General features: G+C 66.9%; 23 protein-coding genes and 1 tRNA gene. 17 read left to right on the top strand and 7 right to left on the bottom strand.

Annotated features, from left to right (window positions below):
* Positions 1-60 precede the first annotated feature (60 nt).
* From CLD20_RS10690 to CLD20_RS10740, 11 genes are all read left to right on the top strand, one after another.
* Positions 61-720 (top strand): O-methyltransferase, encoded by a 660-nt coding sequence (locus tag CLD20_RS10690; RefSeq protein ID WP_224406613.1) that lies wholly within the window; start codon positions 61-63, stop codon positions 718-720.
* Positions 721-890: 170 nt separating this feature from the next.
* A complete protein-coding gene (locus CLD20_RS10695) occupies positions 891-1,445 on the top strand; it encodes a NifU family protein (protein WP_224406614.1) in 555 nt (184 codons plus the stop codon).
* 68 nt (positions 1,446-1,513) lie between these two features.
* Positions 1,514-2,209 carry a tRNA (adenosine(37)-N6)-threonylcarbamoyltransferase complex dimerization subunit type 1 TsaB gene (gene tsaB / locus CLD20_RS10700; protein ID WP_224406615.1) on the top strand — a complete coding sequence of 232 codons (696 nt, stop codon included), beginning with the start codon at positions 1,514-1,516 and terminating at the stop codon, positions 2,207-2,209.
* Positions 2,209-2,694: a GNAT family N-acetyltransferase gene (locus tag CLD20_RS10705; protein ID WP_224406616.1), complete on the top strand. Its 486-nt coding sequence runs from the start codon at positions 2,209-2,211 to the stop codon at positions 2,692-2,694. The genes tsaB and CLD20_RS10705 overlap by 1 nt, the downstream gene beginning before the upstream one ends.
* Positions 2,695-2,815: 121 nt before the next feature.
* Positions 2,816-3,640, top strand: a complete 825-nt coding sequence (locus tag CLD20_RS10710; protein WP_224406808.1) for a 1-acyl-sn-glycerol-3-phosphate acyltransferase — start codon at positions 2,816-2,818, stop codon at positions 3,638-3,640.
* 118 nt (positions 3,641-3,758) lie between these two features.
* Entirely contained in the window at positions 3,759-5,117 is a 1,359-nt protein-coding gene (miaB, locus tag CLD20_RS10715; protein WP_224406617.1) for a tRNA (N6-isopentenyl adenosine(37)-C2)-methylthiotransferase MiaB, read from the top strand.
* Positions 5,117-6,145, top strand: coding sequence for a PhoH family protein (locus CLD20_RS10720; protein WP_224406618.1), 1,029 nt, complete (start codon positions 5,117-5,119; stop codon positions 6,143-6,145). Before miaB ends, CLD20_RS10720 begins: the two co-directional genes overlap by 1 nt.
* A 6-nt stretch (positions 6,146-6,151) precedes the next feature.
* Entirely contained in the window at positions 6,152-6,646 is a 495-nt protein-coding gene (gene ybeY / locus CLD20_RS10725) for an rRNA maturation RNase YbeY (protein ID WP_224406619.1), read from the top strand.
* A complete protein-coding gene (locus tag CLD20_RS10730; protein WP_224406620.1) occupies positions 6,643-7,854 on the top strand; it encodes a hemolysin family protein in 1,212 nt (403 codons plus the stop codon). The genes ybeY and CLD20_RS10730 overlap by 4 nt, the downstream gene beginning before the upstream one ends.
* Before the next feature lie 109 nt (positions 7,855-7,963).
* A tRNA-Leu gene (locus CLD20_RS10735) sits at positions 7,964-8,048 on the top strand.
* Between the two features lie 363 nt (positions 8,049-8,411).
* A complete protein-coding gene (locus tag CLD20_RS10740; protein ID WP_224406621.1) occupies positions 8,412-9,233 on the top strand; it encodes an O-methyltransferase in 822 nt (273 codons plus the stop codon).
* A gap of 55 nt (positions 9,234-9,288) precedes the next feature.
* Here CLD20_RS10740 and CLD20_RS10745 read toward each other — a convergent pair whose 3' ends face one another.
* The 5 genes from CLD20_RS10745 to CLD20_RS10765 form a co-directional block, all read right to left on the bottom strand.
* Positions 9,289-9,915 (bottom strand): sulfotransferase family 2 domain-containing protein, encoded by a 627-nt coding sequence (locus CLD20_RS10745; RefSeq protein ID WP_224406622.1) that lies wholly within the window; start codon positions 9,913-9,915, stop codon positions 9,289-9,291.
* Between the two features lie 297 nt (positions 9,916-10,212).
* A complete protein-coding gene (locus tag CLD20_RS10750) occupies positions 10,213-10,794 on the bottom strand; it encodes an NADPH-dependent FMN reductase (protein ID WP_224406623.1) in 582 nt (193 codons plus the stop codon).
* A gap of 2 nt (positions 10,795-10,796) precedes the next feature.
* Entirely contained in the window at positions 10,797-11,450 is a 654-nt protein-coding gene (locus tag CLD20_RS10755; RefSeq protein WP_224406624.1) for a polysaccharide deacetylase family protein, read from the bottom strand.
* 82 nt (positions 11,451-11,532) lie between these two features.
* Positions 11,533-12,297 carry a GntR family transcriptional regulator gene (locus CLD20_RS10760; RefSeq protein ID WP_224406625.1) on the bottom strand — a complete coding sequence of 255 codons (765 nt, stop codon included), beginning with the start codon at positions 12,295-12,297 and terminating at the stop codon, positions 11,533-11,535.
* Between the two features lie 27 nt (positions 12,298-12,324).
* On the bottom strand, positions 12,325-13,215 hold the full coding sequence (locus tag CLD20_RS10765) for a fumarylacetoacetate hydrolase family protein (RefSeq protein WP_224406626.1): 891 nt from the start codon (positions 13,213-13,215) through the stop codon (positions 12,325-12,327).
* 228 nt (positions 13,216-13,443) lie between these two features.
* Between CLD20_RS10765 and CLD20_RS10770 the strand changes: the two genes are divergently transcribed.
* From CLD20_RS10770 to CLD20_RS10795, 6 genes are all read left to right on the top strand, one after another.
* Positions 13,444-14,436 carry an ABC transporter substrate-binding protein gene (locus tag CLD20_RS10770; protein ID WP_224406627.1) on the top strand — a complete coding sequence of 331 codons (993 nt, stop codon included), beginning with the start codon at positions 13,444-13,446 and terminating at the stop codon, positions 14,434-14,436.
* Positions 14,437-14,481: 45 nt separating this feature from the next.
* Positions 14,482-15,333 (top strand): ABC transporter permease, encoded by an 852-nt coding sequence (locus CLD20_RS10775; protein ID WP_224406628.1) that lies wholly within the window; start codon positions 14,482-14,484, stop codon positions 15,331-15,333.
* Between the two features lies 1 nt (position 15,334).
* Complete coding sequence (locus CLD20_RS10780; RefSeq protein ID WP_224406629.1) at positions 15,335-16,135, top strand: ABC transporter ATP-binding protein; 801 nt, start codon at positions 15,335-15,337, stop codon at positions 16,133-16,135.
* A gap of 81 nt (positions 16,136-16,216) precedes the next feature.
* Positions 16,217-17,212, top strand: coding sequence for a VOC family protein (locus CLD20_RS10785; RefSeq protein WP_224406630.1), 996 nt, complete (start codon positions 16,217-16,219; stop codon positions 17,210-17,212).
* A complete protein-coding gene (locus CLD20_RS10790) occupies positions 17,209-17,766 on the top strand; it encodes a carboxymuconolactone decarboxylase family protein (RefSeq protein ID WP_224406631.1) in 558 nt (185 codons plus the stop codon). Before CLD20_RS10785 ends, CLD20_RS10790 begins: the two co-directional genes overlap by 4 nt.
* Positions 17,767-17,820: 54 nt before the next feature.
* Complete coding sequence (locus CLD20_RS10795) at positions 17,821-18,846, top strand: uroporphyrinogen decarboxylase family protein (RefSeq protein WP_224406632.1); 1,026 nt, start codon at positions 17,821-17,823, stop codon at positions 18,844-18,846.
* 21 nt (positions 18,847-18,867) lie between these two features.
* On the opposite strand, the gene CLD20_RS10800 is transcribed toward CLD20_RS10795, so the two are convergent.
* Together CLD20_RS10800 and CLD20_RS10805 are read right to left on the bottom strand one after the other, a co-directional pair.
* A complete protein-coding gene (locus tag CLD20_RS10800; protein ID WP_224406633.1) occupies positions 18,868-19,818 on the bottom strand; it encodes a LysR family transcriptional regulator in 951 nt (316 codons plus the stop codon).
* A 136-nt stretch (positions 19,819-19,954) separates the two neighbouring features.
* Positions 19,955-21,016, bottom strand: a complete 1,062-nt coding sequence (locus tag CLD20_RS10805) for an ABC transporter ATP-binding protein (protein ID WP_224406634.1) — start codon at positions 21,014-21,016, stop codon at positions 19,955-19,957.
* Position 21,017: the final 1 nt, after the last annotated feature.

Below are 21,017 nucleotides of genomic sequence, written 5' to 3' on the forward strand. Positions count from 1 at the left end.
CGCCCCCTCGACCTTTTCGCTCCCGCGCCCATATCCGCGAAAAGCAGGATCGGAGGGGCCATGAGCGACTGGGACGAAGTGGATGCCTATCTGGAAGAGCGGCTTCTGTCGCCCGATCCGGTGCTGGAGGAGGCGCTTGCCGCCAACGAGGCGGCGGGGCTTCCGGCGATCGACGTCTCGCCGCTTCAGGGCAAGCTTCTTTACCTCCTCGCCCGTATGATGGGCGCGCGCCGCATTCTGGAGATCGGCACGCTCGGCGGCTATTCGAGCATCTGGCTCGCCCGTGCGCTGCCGGAGGATGGCCGTCTCGTCACGCTCGAGGCCGTGCCCGCCCATGCCGAGGTGGCGCGCGCCAATCTCGAGCGCGCCGGCCTGTCGTCGCGCGTCGACATCCGCCTCGGCGCGGCGCTCGCCAGCCTGCCGGCGCTTGAGGAAGAGGCGGCCGGGCCCTTCGACTTCGTTTTCATCGACGCCGACAAGCCGAACAATCCCGCCTATCTGGAATGGGCGCTGAAGCTCACCCGTCCCGGCGGCGTCATTCTCGGCGACAACGTCGTGCGCGACGGCCGCGTCGCCGGCCCGGATCTGGGTGACGAGGGCGTCGTCGGCACGCAAAGGTTCCTCGACATGCTTGGCGGCGATCCGCGTCTTTCGGCCACCGCCCTCCAGACCGTCGGAGCCAAGGGCTGGGACGGCTTTGCGCTCGCCATCGTCGAGTGAGACGGGTCTTGCCGCGCGGGCTCGCTTTCCGGCTGCCGGATCAGTCACTTGCGGAACTTCCGCGGGCTTTGGCGCCGCTCGCCCGCCCTTGACGAAGGGCACCCCGAGGTCCATCTCCTCAGGTGAATTGCAGGCGGCGGCTGCCTTGCCGGATGCCCCACGAGGCCGAGATGTTCATCCAGACTGAAGAGACCCCGAATCCCGCAACGCTGAAGTTCCTGCCCGGCAAGCCCGTGCTTCCGGAGGATACGCGCGAGTTCCGCTCGGCGGAGGAGGCTTCCTCCTCGCCGCTGGCCGAGCGCATCTTCTCCGTCGACGGGGTGACCGGCGTCTTCCTCGGGCACGACTTCATCACCGTGACGAAGTCGACCGCCGAATGGCAGCACATCAAGCCGGCCGTGCTCGGTGCCATCATGGAGCACTACATGTCCGGCGCCCCGGTTCTGGCGGCCGATGAGAGCGAGACGCTGGAAGGCGAGTTCTTCGAGGACGCCGACAAGCAGACCGTCGCGATGATCAAGGAACTGATCGACACGCGCGTGCGGCCCGCCGTCGCCAACGATGGCGGCGACATCACCTTCCAGGGCTTCCGCAACGGCGTCGTCTTCCTCAACATGCGCGGTGCCTGCGCGGGCTGCCCGTCGTCCACGGCGACCCTGAAGCACGGCATCGAAAACCTTCTGCGCCATTTCGTGCCGGATGTGCAGGAAGTCCGCCCGGTCTAGCGACCGCGCAGAGCCGCCTTTCTTCTCTCGCCTCGACAGCCACCGCCCCCGCCGATAGATCGGGGGCGATGATTCTTCTCGCCCTCGATACGGCCGGCCCGGCCTGTGCCGTCGCGCTCGCCGAAGATGCCGGCGCAGGGCTCACCGTCCTGGCGCGGGAAGAAGAGGAGATCGGCCGCGGCCACGCCGAACGGCTTTTCCCGATGATCGACGGGGTGCTTGCCTCGGCCGGCCGCTCCTATGCCGATATCGGACGCATCGCGGCCACCGTCGGACCGGGCTCCTTCACCGGTGTGCGCATCGGCGTCGCCGCTGCGCGCGGCCTGGCTCTCGCCCTCAAGGTGGAGGCGGTCGGCATCGATGTCCTCGAAGCGATGGTCGAGGCTGCCCGAAGCCAGGCCGGCTCCGGGGTGATCGCGGCGCTTCTCGCGGCCGGGCGCGGCAATGTCTGCCTGCGCATCGAGACTGGCGAAGGCGCCGTCCTCCTCTCCTCCGTGCGGGTTGCAGAGGAGGAGGCGCCGGCCATCCTCGCCCCGCATATCGGTAGCGGCCTCGTCCTGACGGGCTCGGCGGCTTCCGCCATCGTCGGCTCGATGGAGCCCTCGGCGATGACGCCTGCCATCCTCGGCGTGGCCGCCAGCGCCGATATCGCCACGGTCGCGGCGATGGCGGCAGCGGGCAGGGGCGAAAGCCCGCCCGTGCCGCTCTATCTGCGCCCCCCGGACGCCAGGCCGCAGGCGGGAAAGGCGCTGGCGAGACGATGATGCGCAGTCTTCTCCAGCCCAGAATCTCGCTCCGCGAGGCGACGCCCGAGGATGCGGCCTATCTCGCAGCCATCCATCGCGGCGCCTTCCGCCACGCCTGGACGGACGGCGATTTCGCCTCCTTCCTCTCCCAGCGGGGCGTTTCGGCTCTGATCGCCTTCCACACCGGCCGCTTCGGCTCGACGGCGCCGGCCGGCTTCGTCCTTTTCCGCCAGGCGGCGGACGATTCGGAGATCATCACCATCGCCGTGCGCTCGGCCTATCGCCGCCGCGGCGTCGCCCGCAAGCTGATGGAGGAGGCGATTCGCCGCCTCTACCACGACCGCGCCGCCGCGCTGCATCTGGAGGTGGAGGCGGGCAACGCGCCGGCGGTCAATCTCTACCGCCGGCTCGGCTTTGCCGAAGTCGGCACGCGCCCCGCCTACTACACCGGCGACGATCAGGCCCGCCTTCCCGCGCTTGTCATGCGCCGGCAACTCCTCTAGCGAACCGTCAGAGGGCGCGGGCAGGGGCTATGCTGGGGCCGAGACGAGAACTGCAGGCAATGGGTGCGGCTGCTGCCGCCTTGGCCGTCGCGCATGCGCCGGCCGGAGGCGCGTGAGCCGTATGTTCGCCTATCTGAGGCTCTTCACCGCCGGCCTGCTCTTCTTCCTCTCGATCGCCGTCGCCATTCCCGCCCAGGCGCTCTGCCTGAAGATCGGCGGGCGGGCGGCCAAGCGCATTCCGCTCTGGTGGCATCGCTTCGTTCTGCGCCTCTTCGATATCCGGCTCGTCGTGCATGGGAGCATCAGCGACAGGCGCCCGCTGCTTTTGCTGTCCAACCATATTTCCTGGCTCGACATCTCCGTCCTCAGCGCCATTGCGCCCGTCTCCTTCATCGCCAAGAAGGAGGTGGCCGACTGGCCGCTCTTCGGTCTCTTCGCCAAGCTGCAGCGCTCCGTCTTCATCGACCGCGAGAAGCGCCATTCGACCGGCAGGGCGACCGACGAGATCGCCGAGCGACTGCATGCCGGCGACGTGATGGTGCTTTTCCCGGAAGGCACCTCTTCGGACGGCAACCACGTCCTGCCCTTCCGCTCCGCTATCCTCGGCGCCGCCCAGCGCGGCATGCTCGGCGAAAACCCGGCGACGCTGCAGCCGGTCGCCATCGCCTATACGCGCATGCTCGGCATGCCGCTCGGACGCCAGCACCGTCCATGGGTCGCCTGGTTCGGCGACCTGGACCTCCTCCCGCATCTTGCCAAGCTCCTGTCGCGGGGCGGCATCGACGTGCATGTCGCCTTCCTGCCGCCGGTGGAGATCGGAGCGGGCAGCGACCGAAAAGCCGCGGCGCGGGCGGCGGGCGTCGCCGTGCACACGGCCGTGTCGGAACTCAATACCGGCCGCGATCCGGATGCCGTCATGGCCGCGATCGGCACGCCGAGGGCCTGACGCCACAGGCCTGTCGCAAAAGGGCTTTAGCTCGGCGGCAAAACGGTCTAGCGAGCGGAGCCCGTTTCCGCTAAACCTAGCCGATGACGCGCCAGCCGAGGAGCACGCGCCGTCCTTCATGATTCCGGCGACACGCAAAGTCTTCATCAAGACCTACGGATGCCAGATGAACGTCTACGACTCCGCTCGTATGGCGGACGTCCTGGCGCGCGAGGGCTATGAAACGGTGGAGGCGCCGGAAGGCGCCGACCTCATCGTGCTCAACACCTGCCATATCCGCGAGAAGGCGGCCGAGAAGGTCTACTCCGAGGTCGGCCGCATCCGCCACCTGAAGGAGGAGGCGAAGCGCGAGGGAAGGCGGGTCGAGATCGCCGTCGCCGGCTGCGTCGCGCAGGCCGAGGGCGAGGAGATCATCCGCCGGGCCCCCGCCGTCGACGTCGTCGTCGGCCCGCAGAGCTACCATCGCCTCGGCGAAACGCTCGCCCGGGCCCGCTCCGGCGGCGCCGCGGTCGAGACCGAGTTCGACGAGCGCAAATTCGATCTCCTGCCGGCCCCGCCGAAAAAAGCCGCGCCGAGCGCCTTTCTCACCGTTCAGGAAGGTTGCGACAAGTTCTGCACCTTCTGCGTCGTGCCCTATACGCGCGGCGGCGAATTCTCCCGGCCTGCCGAAAGGATCGTCGCCGAGGCGAAGCGGCTCCTCGCCTCGGGCGTGCGCGAGATCATGCTGCTCGGTCAGAACGTCAACGCCTATCACGGCGAAGGCCCGGACGGGCGGGACTGGTCGCTGGCGCGCCTCGTCAGGGAGCTTGCCGAGCTGCCGGAACTCGCCCGCATCCGCTACACGACCTCCCATCCGCGCGACATGTCGGACGATCTCGTCGCCGCCCATGGCGATTGCGAAAAGCTGATGCCCTATCTGCATCTTCCGGTGCAGTCGGGCTCCGACCGGGTGCTCGCCGCCATGAACCGCCGCCACGGCCGCGAGGAATATTTCCGCCTCATCGACCGGTTGCGCCAGGTGCGGCCCGACCTTGCCCTTTCCGGCGATTTCATCGTCGGCTTTCCCGGCGAGAGCGAGGCCGATTTCGCCGACACCATGGATCTGGTGGAGCGCGTCGGCTACGCCTCGGCCTATTCCTTCAAGTATTCCCCGCGCCCCGGAACGCCCGCCGCCTCGCGCGAGCAGGTGCCCGAGGAAGTGAAGGCGGAGCGTCTCGCCCGCCTTCAGGCGCTGCTTTCCAAGCAGCAGAAGCGCTTCAACGCAGCCACCGTGGGTCTGAGGATGGAAGTTCTCCTGGAACGTCCGGGCCGCCGCCCGGGCCAGCTCGTCGGCCGCTCGCCCTTCCTGCAGGCGGTCAACGTCGACGCGCCGGGAAGAAGCATTGGCGAGATCGTCCCCGTCGTGGTGGAAAGCCTCGGCTCCAACAGCCTCTTCGCCGCGCTGGCGGGCGATGCGCCCGCAAGGCTCTCCGCCTGATGGCGGTCGCGGGGACGCGTTCCCGGCGCGACCGCTCCGGCGGCGATGAGATCGAGCTCGTCTTCGACGACAACCGCCTGGCGAGCGCGCTATTCGGCGAATTCGACCAGCACCTCGCCCTGATCGAGCGAAAGCTCGGGCTCGAGGCCGTGGCGCGCGGCAACGTCCTCACCCTGCGCGGCGAGGCGGATGCGCTCAGTCAGGCCCGCACCATCCTCGATTCGCTCTACCAGCGGCTCCTGGAGGGCCACGAGGTGCATCAGGGCGACGTGGAGGGAGCGATCCGCATGGCCGACAGCCCCGGCGCGCAATGGTCGCTGCCGAGCATCGAGGCCGGCTCGCGCATGCAGTTCGCCCAGATCGGCACCCGAAAACGCTCCGTCACGGCGCGCACGCCCCGCCAGGACGTCTACATCCGCGCCATGGACCGCTGCGAGCTCATCTTCGGCATCGGCCCTGCCGGCACCGGCAAGACCTACCTGGCGGTCGCCTTCGCCGCGGCGCTTCTGGAGCGCGGCGACATCGAGCGCGTCATCCTCTCCCGCCCGGCGGTGGAGGCCGGCGAGCGGCTCGGCTTCCTGCCGGGCGACATGCGCGAGAAGGTCGATCCGTATCTGCGCCCTCTCTACGACGCCCTCTACGACATGATGGCGGCCGACAAGGTGGAGCGGCTTCTCGCTTCCGGCACGATCGAGATCGCCCCGCTCGCCTTCATGCGCGGGCGCACCCTCGCCCATGCCGCCGTCATTCTCGACGAGGCGCAGAACACCACCGCCATGCAGATGAAGATGTTTTTGACCCGTCTCGGCGAGGGCTCCAAGATGATCGTCACCGGCGATCCCTCGCAGATCGACCTCAAGGAAGGCGAGATTTCGGGCCTGATGGAAGCCACGCGCATCCTGGGCGGCGTGGAAGGCATCGAGATCGTCCGCTTCAAGGCCGAGGATGTCGTGCGCCATCCGCTGGTCCAGCGCATCGTCGATGCCTACGAGAACGAGGGCGGGGCGATCGCCAAGAGCGAGCTGTGAGACGAAATGCAGCGCCTTTCCATCGAGCTCGCCCGCGAGGCGGGAGACTGGCCGCCCAGTGAGGAGCTTTTCCCACTCGTGGAAAGGGCCGTCGGCGCGGCACTGGAAGAGGCCGGCTGGCAGCCGGCCATCGCCGGCGATGAGAAGGTGGAACTCAGCGTTCTTCTGACCGACGACGCGGCCATCGCCAGGCTGAACGCCGCCTGGCGCGGCAAGGAAAAGCCCACCAACGTGCTGTCATGGCCGCAGCCGCCGGGCCCGCTTTTGGGCGATATCGTCCTTGCCGAGGAGACGCTGCGGCGCGAGGCCGAGGAGGCCGGAAAGGACTTTCTCGACCATTTTGCTCACCTCCTTGTGCATGGCTCCTTGCATCTTGTCGGCTTTGATCACCAAATAGAGGCTGAAGCAGAGGAGATGGAAACGCTGGAGCGACAGGCGCTCGCAAGGCTCGGCATTGCCGATCCCTACCGTGAGCCCGACATGCCGGCGACCCGATCATGAGCGACGATATCGCCCGAAGTCCTGCGGGGCTTCCTGAGGAATCCTCCACCCAATCGCAGTCCGAGAGCGTTACGGACCGGTTGCGCCAGAGCCTGAAATCCCTGTTGAGGATGAAGGCCAACGGCTCTGCGCGTTCCGAGATCGAGCATGTGCTCGCCGCCGACGAGGCCGACGGCGCCGCCTTCGCTCCCGAGGAGCGGGCGATGCTGCGCGCCGTCCTCAAGCTCGGCGACATGCGCGTCGAGGACGTCATGCTGCCGCGCGCCGACATCGACGCCGTCGATCACGAGGTCAAGCTCGCCACCGTGCTGATGGCCTTCAAGGAGGCCGGACATTCAAGGCTCCCCGTCTATCGCGAGACCCTCGACGATCCGATCGGCATGGTGCACCTGAAGGACGTCGTCGGCTGGGTGCTCGACCAGGCGCGCAAGGATGTCGCCCATCCCTCCAGCGAAGGCGCCAGCCAGGACGAGACGGAACGCCGCTTCCGCTTCGACACGACGCTCGATTTCTCCCCCGTCGACCTGTCGCGCTCCCTGCGCACGGCCGGCATCATCCGTCCGATCCTCTTCGTTCCGCCCTCCATGCCGGCGCGCATGCTGCTGGAACGCATGCAGGCCGGCCGCACCCAGATGGCTCTCGTCATCGACGAATACGGCGGCACGGACGGCCTCATCTCGCTGGAGGATCTGGTCGAGGTCATCGTCGGCGAGATCGAGGACGAGCACGACGACGAGGAAGAGGCCGACATCACCAAGGTGGCCGAGGGCGTCTTCGTCGCCGATGCCAGGGCCGAGCTCGAGGAGCTTTCCGAGGTGATCGGGCCGGGATTCGTCATCGGCGATCTCGGAGAGGAGGTGGAGACGGTCGGCGGCCTCATCTACACGCTGCTCGGCCGCATCCCCGTGCGGGGCGAAATCGTCAACGCGCTCGAAGGCTACGAGATCGAGGTGCTGGAGGCCGATCCGCGGCGCATCAAGCGGGTTCGCATCCGCGAGCGCCGCAAGGGCCGCCTCGCCCAGAGGGTGAAGAGCCGTCAGCAGGCCGACGGCGCCCCTGGCGCCGCCCCAGCGCCTGCCGCCGCGGGCGGACGGGCCGCCATTCCGCCGGCCGAGCCGGCGCCCGCAGCTGTCTCGCCCGAGAGCGAAGGCGCGGAGCCTGAGCGGCTTGAGAAGCCGGCCGCAAAGCGCCAGGGCGGGCGCGGCTGAAGGCGGCGAAAGGGGTTTTGCCGCAACAGCTTTAGGGCCTTGTGGCGCAGCCCTCTCTTTCGATTGACTTCCCCCCGCGCATGGGCTTAGACGGGCACCGCTTTTCCGGGCCCAGGTGGCGGAATTGGTAGACGCGCACGGTTCAGGTCCGTGTGCCGCAAGGCGTGGAGGTTCGAGTCCTCTCCTGGGCACCACTTTGTCTTTCCGGCAGCGCTTGGCGCGCTCCGGGGCGAGAGGCAAAACGAGCGAGAGAGCGGCCTCGCTCTCTCATAAAGCTTCCCGAAGAGCGCCTCCTCACGGCTTTTGCAGATGATGTCCTGCAGTTTCACGCTCGCCCGTCCGTCTACGCGGATGCGAGCCTCGGGGATTCACCCTTTCTGAGAAGATTTGTTTCAAACGCGGCGCGGGATTATTGACGCAGGCATGAGCTGGTCATAGTCCGGATTTGGTCCCTTCGGTAAAACACGGATGGATCGGGTAGGCCGATAGCCCTGTACGCCCGGCGAGCGGGCGGCGCGGAGGCAAATCGGGCCACCAGCCTCGGGGGAATTCTGTCGATGTCGCGCTCGCCTGCCTCGCTTCAAGAACCGGACTTCTTCAGCAAATGGCTCCATCTGGCGCGGCGCTTTGCCCAGCCGCGCTACTGGCCCGAATTGGGCCGGCGTATCTCGGCCAAGCTCTCGCCCAGAGAGGATTCCGCGAAGCAGGGCCGGGAAGCCGTGGCGGTATGCTCCGAGCGGGCGATTGGCATCGAGGAACTGTTCAGCCGGCTCGGCCTGCCGCAGGACGCGATTCGCGACTTCGCTGCCGAGCATCCGCAACGCGTGAGCGGTGCCCGCGAGCGCATATCCGGCGTCAAGGGACATATGGGCGGCCCGGCCGATCAGGACCTGCTCTATTCGCTCTGCCGGGCGACCGGGGCCGAGCGCGTCCTGGAGACGGGTGTGGCCTGGGGCTGGTCCAGCCTGGCCATCCTGTCGGCGATCAGCGAGCGCCCCTCCGCCCGCCTCGTCAGCATCGACCTGCCCTATCTGGAGATGGGCATGGACAAGTATGTCGGCCTTGCCGTGCCGCAGGAGCTCAGGCGGTTCTGGTCGCTGAGGTCAGGCGCGGACCGCGATGAGCTGCCCGGCGCGCTCGCCGACTTCGCTCCCCTCGACCTTGCCCATTACGATTCCGACAAGTCGTATGACGGGCGGATGTTCGCCTATCCGCGCATCTGGGAGGCGCTGAAGCCCGGCGGCCTCCTCGTGTCGGACGACCTGCACAACAATCTCGCCTTCATCGACTTTGCCCAGTCGGTCGGCGTCGAGCCCTTCGTCCTCGCCAAGAAGAATGCCAGGGCGGACTTCGTCGGCGTTGCCAGGAAGCCGGCCTGAGGGCAGGGCGGGCGCGGCCCCCGCAGAAGCGGGCCGGCCGGCGGGAGAGACGCGGTTATTTGGGCTGGCCGAGAGCCTGATAGGAATCGCGGTCGTAGCCGAACATGTCGAAATCCGACTTGTAGAAATTGTAGATGAGGTCGGCGGTGCTGTCGCTCATCCCGGTCGCCGTCGGCACGGACTTCTTGTAGACCTTCATGTCGTCTTCGATCTCGGTGCCGACCATCGCCTCGATCTTCGCCTTCACCTTCCCCAGCCCCTCCTCGAAATAGAAGATCTCCGGGTCGCCGTAGATGTATTCCGATTGCGGCCGCAGGTGGTTGCCCAGGATATAGCTCGAGGTCCGGTACCTGAGGAATTCCAGGCGGCACCATTGGTGCAGATTGAACGGGGAATATTTGTAGAGGCGCCGCGTCTTCATGCGGTAATTGAAGGCGCTGATCATCCGATTGTATGGATTGCGCACGACGCAGAATTTATAGTCGAAGAAATCCGGCGAGAACATGTACTCGTAGATGTCTTTGTGAAAATGCTGCGGCACGCACGGCATGTCGCCGCCGAGCTTGGGATTGTAGAGCGACGGCGAGCCGAATCGGCCCAGCCATTTTTCTATCGAAGTTCCGCCGGTCTTGGGGATGTGTATGAACAGGACATTTTGGTCCTTGATACGGAATATTGGCATCGTTTTCCTATGAGGCGGCAGAACGTCGGGTGGGGGAGAAGTCTATGCGGGGGATCCGCTGGATCGCATGAAAGCGGCGTCCCGCTCCAGAGCCGTGATGGTTGCGGCGACTTTAGACGAAAGAAGTCTTCGTTCAAGTTCCTCTAAAGGAGCATGCCCCTCTCGCCTTCGCGCAGGCCTGGAATTCGGCGTGCCAAAAGGTGCCGCGCCCGGCTGGGCGTTCGATGCGTGCGCTCGCCGCTTTCGGCAGCGAGCGCCGCGGGCTGAAGGGAGCTGCCGGCCGAAAGCCAGCTTCGCTTATTCCGCCTGCGCCGCCTTCGTCTGGCGCGTCAGCCTGGCGAGCCGCTCAAGATGCGCCCCGACGAAGTCGCGCGTTGCCTGGTGCGTGAGCCGGCCTTGCTCGTCGAACCTCTCTTTCGCCCCGCCGACCATCACCTCGGGCCCGTTCACCATCACCGCATCCATGAAGACGAAGATCTGCCGCAGGTGGTGGTTGGCGAATGCCGCGCCGAGAGCACCGTTGCTGACGCCCATGATGGCGATGGGCTTGCCGGCGAAGGGCTGGTCCGGCTTGCGCGAGGCCCAGTCGATGGCGTTCTTCAGAACGCCCGGCACCGAGCGGTTGTATTCCGGCGAGGCGATGAGCACCGCGTCGGCCTGGCGCAGCGCATCACGAAAGCGCTCCGTCTCCGGCGGGAAGCCGGCGAGCCGGACATCGTCGTTGTACATCGGGATGTCGGCGAGATCGTAAATCTCGATCGTCATGCCTGCCGGCGCCAGTTCGGCGGCCGCCCGCAGCAGCGCGGTGTTGTAGGAAGCGCGCCTCAGGCTGCCCGAAAGCGCCAGAACCTTGATCGGCGTTGCCGTTTTCTCCGCCATGCTCATGCCTCCACCGGAAGGAGCTGGTCCATGGCGGGCGTCGGCCTGCCCTTCTCCATCACGGTGCAGGAGGCGGGAAAATCCTGCACGATGTCGATGCCGCGCGCCTGGAGCTCGTCGCAGAAGCGGGCGAGGAGGTCGAGCATCCGGGCAATGTGCTGGTCGTGCAGGACGAGGACGGTCCAGTCGGCGCCTTCAAGGTCCTTGAGGGCGGTCTCGTACCAGTCCTCGTGCGGCGCCAGCCAGTCGCCCGGAACGTTGTTCCAGGTGATCACCGTATAGGCGTGTTCCTGGAGGTAGGCGATCGCCTCCGGGCTGAGGAGATGCGGGCCGAGCGCGCCGGAGCCGTTCGGCCGGAAGAACTTTCGCGGATGCGCCAGGCCGTCGATCAGCTTCTCCGTCTCGCCGATTTCGCGCTGCACCCGTTCGCGGCCGCCGTCCCGCCCCAGCGGTGTTCCGTGGGTCAGCGTGTGGTTGGCGATGTAATGGCCTTCGCTGTGGGCCCGCTCGGCAAGCGCGCGCCCGCCTTCGGCGGCGATCCGTTCGCCGACGACGAAGAAGCTCGCCTTGATGCTGCGCTCGGCCAGGAAGTCGAGGACCGCGTCGGTCGCCCCGGGCCAGGGGCCGTTGTCGAAGGTGAAGGTGAGTTTTGGCATCGAGCTCCTCGTCGAGCGAAAGGGCGGGCAGAGAAAGGCTGTCCGGCCGGCCGGGGCCGGCGGCGGGCATCCCCAGGATGGGTCAGACGCGTTCGGGGTTGCGGGTCGCGGCGCGATGGCCCGGGCCGGCCTTTGCCGCGGCGCTCTGATCCTTGAGGGCGGCGGCTTCCTCGCGGCTGCACAGGGCGGCGTGCAGAAGCCTGCCGGTCGTCGTGTAGTGTTCCACGATCAGCCGGACGGCGAGGTCGGCATCGCGCGCCAGCACCGCCTCGGCGATCTCCTCGTGCTCGTCGTAGATGTTCGGGCGGGCCGAGGGGTTGAGCCGGGCGATGCAGCGGTAGCGGTTGTTCTCGTCGTAGAGCTGGTTGCACAGGCGCAGGAGAATGGGCGAACCGCAGGCCGAGGTGAGGGCCATGTGGAAGCCCTTGTGGCAGTTCTCCCATTCGAGGTCTTTCGTGCTGCCGTCCGGGCCGAGGCGCGGCGTGCGCGCCAGCCGGTAGCGGGCGAGCACGATCGCCTCCTCCCACTCCTCCGAGCCGCGCTCCATGGCGAGCCGCAGAGCCCGCTCCTCGATGTTGCAGCGGATGGCGAGGAGTTCCTCGAACTCGCCGCTGGAGACCTCGGCGACGCGAAAGCCGCGCTGGTCGACGCGCTCCACCAGCCCGTCGGCCGTCAGCATGGAGAGCGCCTCGCGGATCGGCGTCGCGCCGAGGCCGTAGCGCTCCCGCAGGGCTTCGATCTTCAGCTTGGAGCCGGGCGCGAAATGGCCGAGGATGACGTCGTCGCGGATGCGCGCATAGGTATCGCTGGTCCTTGAACGCGCCTTGCCGCTGCCTGCCGTCGCCATGTTCGCTCCGTTTCTTCGCCTGCCGTCCTACGCGGTGACGAGATCGGGGGTCTCGACTTCCGCCGCGATCGGATTGCGGAGGGTGCCGATCTGGTCGATCTCCACCGTAATCTCGTCGCCCGGGCGCATCCATACGGGCGGCTTGCGGGCATGGCCCACGCCGTCCGGCGTCCCGGTCGCTATAAGGTCGCCCGGCTCCAGCGTCATGATCTCCGAAAGGATGGCGATCGTCTTCGGCACGCTGAAGATCATCCGCTCCGTGTTGGATTCCTGCATGATCCGGCCGTTGAGGCGCGAGCGGATCGTCAGGCCCTTGGCGCCGGCGGGCAGTTCGTCCTTGGTGACGATCCAGGGTCCCAGCGAGCCGGTGCCGTCGAAATTCTTGCCGGCCGTCCACTGCGCCGTGCGCTTCTGGTAGTCCCGGATCGAGCCGTCGTTGAAGGCGGTGAAGCCGAAGATGACGTCGAGCGCATCCTCTTCCTTCACATGCCGGCATCTCTCGCCGACGACGATGACGAGCTCGGCCTCGTAATCGAGGCGCTCGGAGCATTTCGGTACGATCATCGGCTCGTCCGGGCCGATCATCGAGCTCGATGCGCGCAGGAAGAGCGCCGGATAGTCCGGCACGGCGTGGCCGCCTTCCTTGGCATGGTCGGCGTAGTTGAGGCCGAGGCAGATCATCTTGCTGGCGTCGGGCAGCGGCGAAAGCAGCTTCACGCCGGCGAGCGGCTGGCGTGGAAGGTCGGCATCGCCGAGGCGCGCCTGCAGCGCTTTCTCCAGGGCAGGGCCGCCTTCGACGAGGGCGCGCACGGAACGCGGGTTGCCGGGCACGGCCTCGGTAATGTCGATCACCGTGTCGCCGTTGACGAGCGCCCCGAGGCGCGGCTCGCCGTGAGATTCGAAAACCAGATAGCGCATGTGTCCTCTCGCGGCTGCCCCCGGATTTAAGGCCCGGAAAGGCCGGCCGTGTCGTGAAATGGTCGCCCCACAATTATCGACACATCTCATATTCGTCAACAATATAGAAAATATCGATAAAATCTTGACCGACGAAAATGCGCCTCCTATGGTGCCGCCAATCTGCCGACCCGCCGCTAACGGCCGGGCCAAGAACGACAAACACGGCAGCACAAACGGGAGGAAGACATGCGCAAAACCGCTGGAATGGCGATCACCTTCGCCGCAACGCTCCTGATGGCGGGCTCCGCGCTCGCGCAGGACACGATCACCGTCGGCATGGCGGGAGGCGTCAACCAGGTGCCCTCGCTGGTCGCCGCCGACCAGGGTTTCTTCAAGGAGGAAGGCCTGAACGTCGACATCAAGCCCGTGCCGCGCGGCAACATCGCCATCGAGGCGATCATCGCCGGCTCCATGCAGTTCGCCGAGGTCTCCGAGGTCGCCCTGCTCTCCGCCGTCGACAAGGGCATCCCGCTTCTGGCCGTCGCCGCCGCCTCCCGGGGCTTCACCGGCAAGATGGTCGGCGCCAACGATCTGGGCGAGGTCAAGGACATCGCCGATCTCAAGGGCAAGCGCATCGGCATCCAGGTCGGCACCGGCGTCCACGGCGTCTTCCTCATGCTTCTGAAGAAGAAGGGCCTCAGCCAGGACGATTTCAACATTGCCAATGTGCGCGTCAACGACATGCCGACGGCGATGAGCTCTCCGGGCACCTTCGACGCCGTCTTCGGCTGGGATCCGATGATGCAGCGCACCGTCCAGGCGGGCTACGGCAAGGAAGTGATCAGCGCGGACCAGTTCCAGAAGATGGCCGGCATCACCTATCCGCTCGTTCTCGTCGCCGACAAGGCTTGGGTCGAGAAGAACCGCGAGACCGTGCAGCACTTCGTCAACGCCTATGCCAAGGCGCAGAAGTGGATCCGCGAGAACCCGGAAAAGGCGCTCGATCTCTATGCCGGTTACATCGAGAAGGCCGGCGCTCCGCTCGACAAGGAGATCGTCCGCAACATGATGTTCGAGGTCGACAAGTTCCCCGGCGTCGAGTTCATCGACAGCGACTGGAGCGAGCTCGCCGATACGCGGGACTTCCTGAAGGAGAACGGACAGATCTCCACCAGCCCCGACATCAAGGCGATCACCGATACCTCCTTCGGCGACAAGGCCGAGGCCAGCCTCAAATAGGCTGGCCCACCTGCCCGAAGAGGCATTGCGAGAAGGCGAAGAGAGATGACGGTACTCCAGGCTGACTCCCGACTGGCGCAGATTGCCGGACCGGAGGAGGTAAAGGTGGGCGGCGGTGCAAGGGCCGCCCTCACTAACCTTGTCTACCTTGCCATTCCGATCGTCGTGCTGATGGCGGTCTGGGAGCTGGTGGCCCGCCTTTCGGGCATGCCCCCGGCGCTCCTGCCCCCGGTCAGCGACATCTTCGCCGCGATCTTCCGGCTGGCGCGCGAGGGACTGCTCTTCGACGACATCTTCGCCTCCCTGCGCCGGCTCTTCGAGAGCGTCTTCATCGGCGCCGTTCTGGGCACCGTCGTTGGCGTCCTGATGGGCTATTTCCGGCTCTGCGAGCGGCTGCTCGCGGCGCCGCTCAACTTCCTCCTGGCGATCCCGGGAACGGCCATGTTCCCGCTCTCCATGATCTGGTTCGGCCTGACCGAGATGGCGATCATCTCCATCCTCATCTACGAGGTGGCGCTGACCGCCACGCTCAACACCTGGACGGGTGTGAAGTCGGTCGATTCCTCGCTCATCAAGGCGGGCCGGGCTTTCGGTTCGGGCGGCATCTCGCTCTTCTGGCGGGTTTTGATCCCGGCGGCGCTGCCTTCCATCATCGCCGGCTATCGCCTCGCCTTTTCCCGGTGCTGGCGCATCCTGATCGTCGCCGAGATGCTCGTTTCCGTCTCGGCCGGCCTCGGCTACCGCATCTACTGGGGCCGCGAATACTTCAACTCCGACGTGGTCTATGGCGGTCTCCTCGTCGTGGGCATGGTCGGCCTTCTGATCGAGCGCGTCCTCCTGCGCGGCCTTGAGCTGATCACGGTCGAGCGCTGGGGCACGGTGAGGGAGCTCAGCTGATATGGGCGAATTGCGTATCGACCGCCTGACGAAGACCTATGCGCGCCGGGAAGGCTGGAACGCCACCCGCTACCTGAAGGTCTTCCAGGATATTTCCTTCACCGTCCGCGACGGCGAATTCGTCAGCGTCATCGGCTCCTCCGGCTGCGGGAAGTCGACGCTCCTGTCGATTGCCGGCGGCCTCTCTCCGGCCACCAGCGGGACGATCTATGTCGACGACCGCCCGATCAAGGGCCCGGGGCTCGACCGGGGCATCGTCTTCCAGGAATTCGCCCTGTTTCCCTGGCTCACCGTCCTCGGCAACATCGCCTTCGGCCTGAAGGCCAAGGGCCTGGGCCGGAAGGAGCGCGACGAGATTGCGCGCAAATACTGCCAACTCGTCGGCCTGTCCGGCTTCGAGGATTATCACCCGCACCGCCTCTCCGGCGGCATGCGCCAGCGTGTCGGCCTTGCCCGTGCGCTCGCCATCGAGCCCGCGGCGCTTCTCATGGACGAGCCTTTCGGCGCCCTCGACGCCCAGACCCGCGAGGCGATGCAGAACGCGCTCTCCGATATCTCTATGAAGACGAAGGGCACGATCCTCTTCATCACCCACGACATCCGCGAGGCGATCTACCTTTCCGACAGGGTCCTCGTCCTGTCCGGTCGCCCGGCCAGCGTCGCCGACGAGCTCGTCGTCGATCTGCCCCGCCCGCGCCACCGCCACGACCCTGTCTTCCAGGAATACGAGGCCCGCCTCGAGGCCGCGATCGGCGGCGGCAGCTACGTGGCCGAAGAGGAACGCGTCGGCAAGGTTGCCTGAGCCCTCACGCAACGCCGCTCGCCTCTCTCAGGACCCCTCGCAGGGGCCTCTCTCAGGGGCCCTGTAACGGAAAGACAAAAAATGCCGCTTCCGAGCACCAATTTCGATCCGCCCTTCAATGTGACGCGGGCGAGCCACATCGTCCTGACGGTCCGCGACCTTGCAAGGAGCCGCGACTTCTACACCGAGGTGATCGGCCTCAAGGTGAGCGATGAAGGCGATGGCGAGATCTATCTGCGCGGCATGGAGGAGGCCTGCCACCACAGCCTCATCCTGCGCCAGTCGGACGAACACCCCTCCTGCGAAAGGCTCGGCTTCCGTGTCTTCCGCGACGAGGATCTCGACAAGGCGAAGGAATTCTTCGACCGATCCGGCATTTCGGCCGAATGGGCCGAGCGCCCGCATCAGGGCCGCACGCTGCATGTCTCCGACAGCGCCGGCACGCCGCTCGAATTCGTCGCCACCATGCCGACCCTGCCGCGCCTGCACGACCAACCGCAGCTTCACAAGGGCGCGGCGGCCCTGCGCTACGACCACATCCAGTGCCTCGCGCCGGATGTCGCCACGGTCGGCAAGTTCTACACCGATATCGGCTTTCGCGTGTCGGACTACTTCGTCGACAAGGAGACCGACGAGGACCCGCTCGGTATCTTCCTCTTCCGCAAGGACAACCCGCACGACATCGTCTTCCTGACGCGGCCGGGCCCGAAGCTGCACCACTTCGCCTATATCGTGCAGGACGTGCAGCATCTGTTCACCGCGCTCGACTGGGCGGGCGGCACCGGCTTTGCCCATTGCTTCGAGCGCGGCCCCGGCCGCCACGGCCAGGGCCATGCCTTCTATGTCTACTGGCGCGATCCGGACGGGCATCGCGTGGAAACCCTGCCGCCGCCGATCCAGATCATCGACCTCGACGACGAGCCGGTGAAATGGCACGCCGGCAACCGCTTCACCTGGGATCTGCCCCCCTCGCGCCGCTGGCTGCAGGAAGCGACGCCCTTCAAGGGGGTGACCCCGACCGGCCCGGACGTGGAGATCTTCGCGCTGGAAGACTTTCTGGCGGCGCAGGCGAAATGAGCGGGCGCGAAACCATTGCGCTGCCCGATCTCGACAACCTGACGCCGGAGCAGCAGAAGATCGCCGATGCCGTCGCCGCCGGCCCGCGCGGCGTGGTGCGCGGCCCCGTCCGCGCCTGGCTGCACAGCCCGGAGCTGGCCGATATCGCCCAGCGCCTCGGCGAATTCCTGCGCTGGCGCACGGTCATCGGCCAGCGCATCGCCGAACTCGTCATCCTCACGACGGCGCGGCACTATTCCTGCCACTACATCTGGTTCAACCATCTGCCCATGGCGCTGAAGGCCGGCCTCGACCCGCAGATCGCCGAGGCGATCAAGAACCGCAACGCCCCTGATTTCGCCCGCGAGGAGGAGGCCGTCGCCTACCGCTTCGCCCGCGAGGCGCTCGCCGGGGAAAGGGTGAGCGATGCGACGCTGAAGAAGGCCAAGGCGCTCTTTTCCGAGCGCGGCGTCGTGGAGATGGGCGCGCTGATTGCCCACTACCATTCCGGTGCCATTGTCCTGTCGCTCGCCGATATCGACCTGCCCGACGGCACCAAGACCTGCCTGCCGTAGGACACGGCCGGCCCCAAACGAGAAAAGCCGCCGAAGCGCGGCGGGAGACATATCGTGAGCCGCAAACCCCTCGAGACCACCGTTGTCGGCAGCTATCCGCAGCCCGCCTGGCTGATCGATCCGGAGAAGCTGAAGGCCGGCGTGCCGCGCGTGCGCGCCCCTTTCATCTGGCGTGTGCCGGCCGAGCTCCTTTCCGAGGCGCAGGACGATGCGGCCCGCCTTGCCATCGCCGATATGGAAAGGGCGGGCATCGACGTCGTCACCGATGGCGAGGTGCGCCGCGAGAGCTATTCGAACCACTTCGCCAATGCCCTGGAAGGTCTCGACGAGGAAAATCCCGGCGAGGTGATCAGCCGCATCGGCAAGCCCATCAAGGTGCCGCGCGTCGTGGCGCCCGTGCGCCGCGCCCGGCCCGTCGGCCTGGAGGCGCTGAAGTTCCTGCGCGCCCAGACCGACAGGAAGGTGAAGGTGACGCTGCCCGGCCCCTTCACCCTCGCCCAGCAGGCGCAGAACGACTTCTATGCGAGCGTCGAGGAGATGGCGCTCGCCTATGCCGATGCGGTCAACGAGGAGGCCCGCGAGCTCGCCGATGCCGGCGCCGACATCATCCAGCTGGACGAGCCTTGGATGCAGGCCTTCCCGGACCGGGCCGGCGAATACGCCGTCAAGGCGATCGACAGGGCGCTCAAGGGCGTCAACGCGACGACCGTCGTACATCTCTGCTTCGGCTATGCCGCCTTCGTCGCCGACAAGCCGGCCGGCTATTCCTTCCTGCCCCAGCTTGCCGATTGCAGCGCCGAGATGGTCTCCATCGAGGCGGCGCAGCCCCGGCTCGATCCCGGCATCCTCGCCGAGCTTTCCGGCAAGAGCATCCTCTACGGTGTCATCGACCTCGGCACCGAAGAGGTGGAGAGCCCGGAGACGGTGGCGGAGCGGATCAGGCCGGCGCTGAAGTTCGTCTCTGCGGAAAGGCTCCTGCCGGCGCCCGATTGCGGCATGAAGTACCTGCCGCGTGCGGTCGCCTTCGCCAAGCTGAAGGCGCTCGCCGACGGCGCCGCGATCGTCCGGGCCGAGCTCTAGCCGCTCCGAACCGGCCGGGCCTCAGCTGACCCAGGCGACCTTCGCCGCGAGCCCGTCGCAGAAATCGGCGGCGCTCTGGCGCGCCTGCTCCACCACGAGCCGCACCAGGTCGTAGTCGCTTGCCGTCTGGTAGGTGGCGACGATCGGCAGCGGCGGGAAGCGCTTGGAGACCTTGATCGGGCACAGCAGTCCCGCGGCGATCTCGCGCTCGATGGTGACGCTCGGGATCGCCCCGACGCCGAAGCCGTGGATCAGAAGGTTGATGATCGCGAACAGCGAGTTGGAGCTCGTCAGCTTTGATGCGAGGACGCGCTCGTCCTGGAAGTAGGGCGCGATCTGCCGATAGGGCGGGGTGTCCTTCGGAAAGGTGATGATCGGCATGCGCGAAAGGTCGTCGACGCTGTAGACGCGCTGCGGATCGATGAGGCTCGGCGAGCCCGCCCAGGCCATCTCCAGCACCAGCGAGGAAAAGGAGCGGAAATTGTCGCCGATCACCGGATCGACGGCGAAGATGATGTCGTATTCGCCCCGCTCCATGCCCTCCACGAGAAGCTTGGTGCCTTCCACCGAGACGTCGATCTTCAGCCGCGGCATCGCCTGGTGCAGCGAATCGACGAGGTTCGGCATGAAGGTCGAGGCGATGGAATCGATCGCCCCGATGCGCACATTGCGCGGGGCGCTCGCCTCCTGACCGGAAAGGTTCGCGGTCAGATCCTGCAGGCTGTCGAGAATGTGCTGGAAGGCCTGCAGCGCCTTCTCGCCCTCCGGCGTGACGCGGAAGGCGCCGTCGCCGCGCTCGATGAGGCGCACGCCGAATTCGTTCTCAAGGGCGAGGAGCCGTGCCGAGATCGCCGGCTGCGAGGTGTTGAGGATTTCCGCCGTCCGCCGGAAGTGGCGGGTGCGTACGAGGACGAGGAAGGTGTTGATGTCGACGATGCGCATGTTGCGCAGGGCGTTCGTGTCGGCGCGCATCCGCGCCGGATCGCCTCGGTAGGCGGACCCGTTGCCTTGCCCCGGTGAGGCGTCGCCGGCCTTCGCTCCGACGGCCGGCCTCCGGGGGGAGGGCGCCTGGCGCGGATGGCTCATGCCGAAATACCTCTTTCGTCCGTCAGGTTTCTTTTGCCGGCAGGATGCGGATCCGCGCCGGATCGATCTTCAGCATCACGTCCTCTCCGCCCTCGAAGACGGAGTCGTTCGGGGCGAGCACCCTCAGTTCCTTGTCGCTGAGTTCCACCACGTAGCGGCTGCGCGCACCGAGATAAACGCGCGTGCGGACCCTTGCTCTGAGGGCGCCTTCGACGGAGCCTGCCGCAAGGAGCGTCACGTCCTCCTGGCGGATGGCGAGCATGGCCGGTCCCGGCTGGGCGTCGGCGCCGGCAAGCGGGAGCACCTGCCCGTCGGCAAGCCGCGCCGCGGCATTCTCGCCGTGCCCTTCGATCTCTGCCGCCACGAGATTCGCCGTGCCGAGGAAGGTGGAAGCGAAATGTGTCGCCGGCCGGGCGTAGATGTCGCTCGGCGTGCCTTCCTGCTCCACCCGCCCCTTCTGGATGAGCACGATCCGGTCGGAGAGGCTGAGCGCCTCCTCCTGGTCGTGGGTGACGAAGACGGTGGTGAGCCCCAGCCGCTTGTGCATCTCGATCAGCTCCACCTGCATGTCCTCGCGCAGCCTTGCGTCGAGATTGGAGAGCGGCTCGTCGAGGAGCAGCACCTTGGGATTGGAGACGATGGCGCGCGCCAGCGCCACGCGCTGCTGCTGGCCGCCGGAGAGCTGGCGCGGCCGGCGCTCGGCAAAGGCGGAAAGGTGGACCGTCTCCAGCGCCGCGCGCACCCGCTCGGCCTGTTCCTCGCGCGAGCCGATGCCGCGCATGCGCAGGGGAAAGCGGACATTCTCGGCGACGCTGAGATGCGGCAGCAGCGCGTAGGACTGAAACATCATGGCGATGTCGCGCTTTTCCGGCGGCAGCCGCGTCACGTCCTGGCCGGCGATCTCCACGCTGCCCTGCGAGACGCCTTCCAGCCCGGCGATGATGCGCAGGAGCGTCGTCTTCCCGCAGCCGGAAGGGCCGAGAAGGCTGACGAACTCGCCCCGCGCGATCTCGATCGAGATGCCGTGCAGCACCTCCATGGAGCCGAAGGACTTGCGGATATCCTTGAGAAGGACGTCGACCATG

Source organism: Afifella sp. IM 167 (assembly GCF_020144925.1).
Lineage (GTDB): Bacteria > Pseudomonadota > Alphaproteobacteria > Rhizobiales > Afifellaceae > Afifella.

What these genes read in the sequence shown, in the direction of transcription:
- CLD20_RS10690 (WP_224406613.1), top strand. Translation starts at nt 61, where the DNA reads ATGAGCGACTGGGACGAAGTGGATGCCTATCTGGAAGAGCGGCTTCTG.
- CLD20_RS10695 (WP_224406614.1), top strand. Translation starts at nt 891, where the DNA reads ATGTTCATCCAGACTGAAGAGACCCCGAATCCCGCAACGCTGAAGTTC.
- tsaB (WP_224406615.1), top strand. Translation starts at nt 1,514, where the DNA reads ATGATTCTTCTCGCCCTCGATACGGCCGGCCCGGCCTGTGCCGTCGCG.
- CLD20_RS10705 (WP_224406616.1), top strand. Translation starts at nt 2,209, where the DNA reads ATGCGCAGTCTTCTCCAGCCCAGAATCTCGCTCCGCGAGGCGACGCCC.
- CLD20_RS10710 (WP_224406808.1), top strand. Translation starts at nt 2,816, where the DNA reads ATGTTCGCCTATCTGAGGCTCTTCACCGCCGGCCTGCTCTTCTTCCTC.
- miaB (WP_224406617.1), top strand. Translation starts at nt 3,759, where the DNA reads ATGATTCCGGCGACACGCAAAGTCTTCATCAAGACCTACGGATGCCAG.
- CLD20_RS10720 (WP_224406618.1), top strand. Translation starts at nt 5,117, where the DNA reads ATGGCGGTCGCGGGGACGCGTTCCCGGCGCGACCGCTCCGGCGGCGAT.
- ybeY (WP_224406619.1), top strand. Translation starts at nt 6,152, where the DNA reads ATGCAGCGCCTTTCCATCGAGCTCGCCCGCGAGGCGGGAGACTGGCCG.
- CLD20_RS10730 (WP_224406620.1), top strand. Translation starts at nt 6,643, where the DNA reads ATGAGCGACGATATCGCCCGAAGTCCTGCGGGGCTTCCTGAGGAATCC.
- CLD20_RS10740 (WP_224406621.1), top strand. Translation starts at nt 8,412, where the DNA reads ATGTCGCGCTCGCCTGCCTCGCTTCAAGAACCGGACTTCTTCAGCAAA.
- CLD20_RS10745 (WP_224406622.1), bottom strand. Translation starts at nt 9,915, where the DNA reads ATGCCAATATTCCGTATCAAGGACCAAAATGTCCTGTTCATACACATC.
- CLD20_RS10750 (WP_224406623.1), bottom strand. Translation starts at nt 10,794, where the DNA reads ATGGCGGAGAAAACGGCAACGCCGATCAAGGTTCTGGCGCTTTCGGGC.
- CLD20_RS10755 (WP_224406624.1), bottom strand. Translation starts at nt 11,450, where the DNA reads ATGCCAAAACTCACCTTCACCTTCGACAACGGCCCCTGGCCCGGGGCG.
- CLD20_RS10760 (WP_224406625.1), bottom strand. Translation starts at nt 12,297, where the DNA reads ATGGCGACGGCAGGCAGCGGCAAGGCGCGTTCAAGGACCAGCGATACC.
- CLD20_RS10765 (WP_224406626.1), bottom strand. Translation starts at nt 13,215, where the DNA reads ATGCGCTATCTGGTTTTCGAATCTCACGGCGAGCCGCGCCTCGGGGCG.
- CLD20_RS10770 (WP_224406627.1), top strand. Translation starts at nt 13,444, where the DNA reads ATGCGCAAAACCGCTGGAATGGCGATCACCTTCGCCGCAACGCTCCTG.
- CLD20_RS10775 (WP_224406628.1), top strand. Translation starts at nt 14,482, where the DNA reads ATGACGGTACTCCAGGCTGACTCCCGACTGGCGCAGATTGCCGGACCG.
- CLD20_RS10780 (WP_224406629.1), top strand. Translation starts at nt 15,335, where the DNA reads ATGGGCGAATTGCGTATCGACCGCCTGACGAAGACCTATGCGCGCCGG.
- CLD20_RS10785 (WP_224406630.1), top strand. Translation starts at nt 16,217, where the DNA reads ATGCCGCTTCCGAGCACCAATTTCGATCCGCCCTTCAATGTGACGCGG.
- CLD20_RS10790 (WP_224406631.1), top strand. Translation starts at nt 17,209, where the DNA reads ATGAGCGGGCGCGAAACCATTGCGCTGCCCGATCTCGACAACCTGACG.
- CLD20_RS10800 (WP_224406633.1), bottom strand. Translation starts at nt 19,818, where the DNA reads ATGCGCGCCGACACGAACGCCCTGCGCAACATGCGCATCGTCGACATC.
- CLD20_RS10805 (WP_224406634.1), bottom strand. Translation starts at nt 21,016, where the DNA reads ATGGTCGACGTCCTTCTCAAGGATATCCGCAAGTCCTTCGGCTCCATG.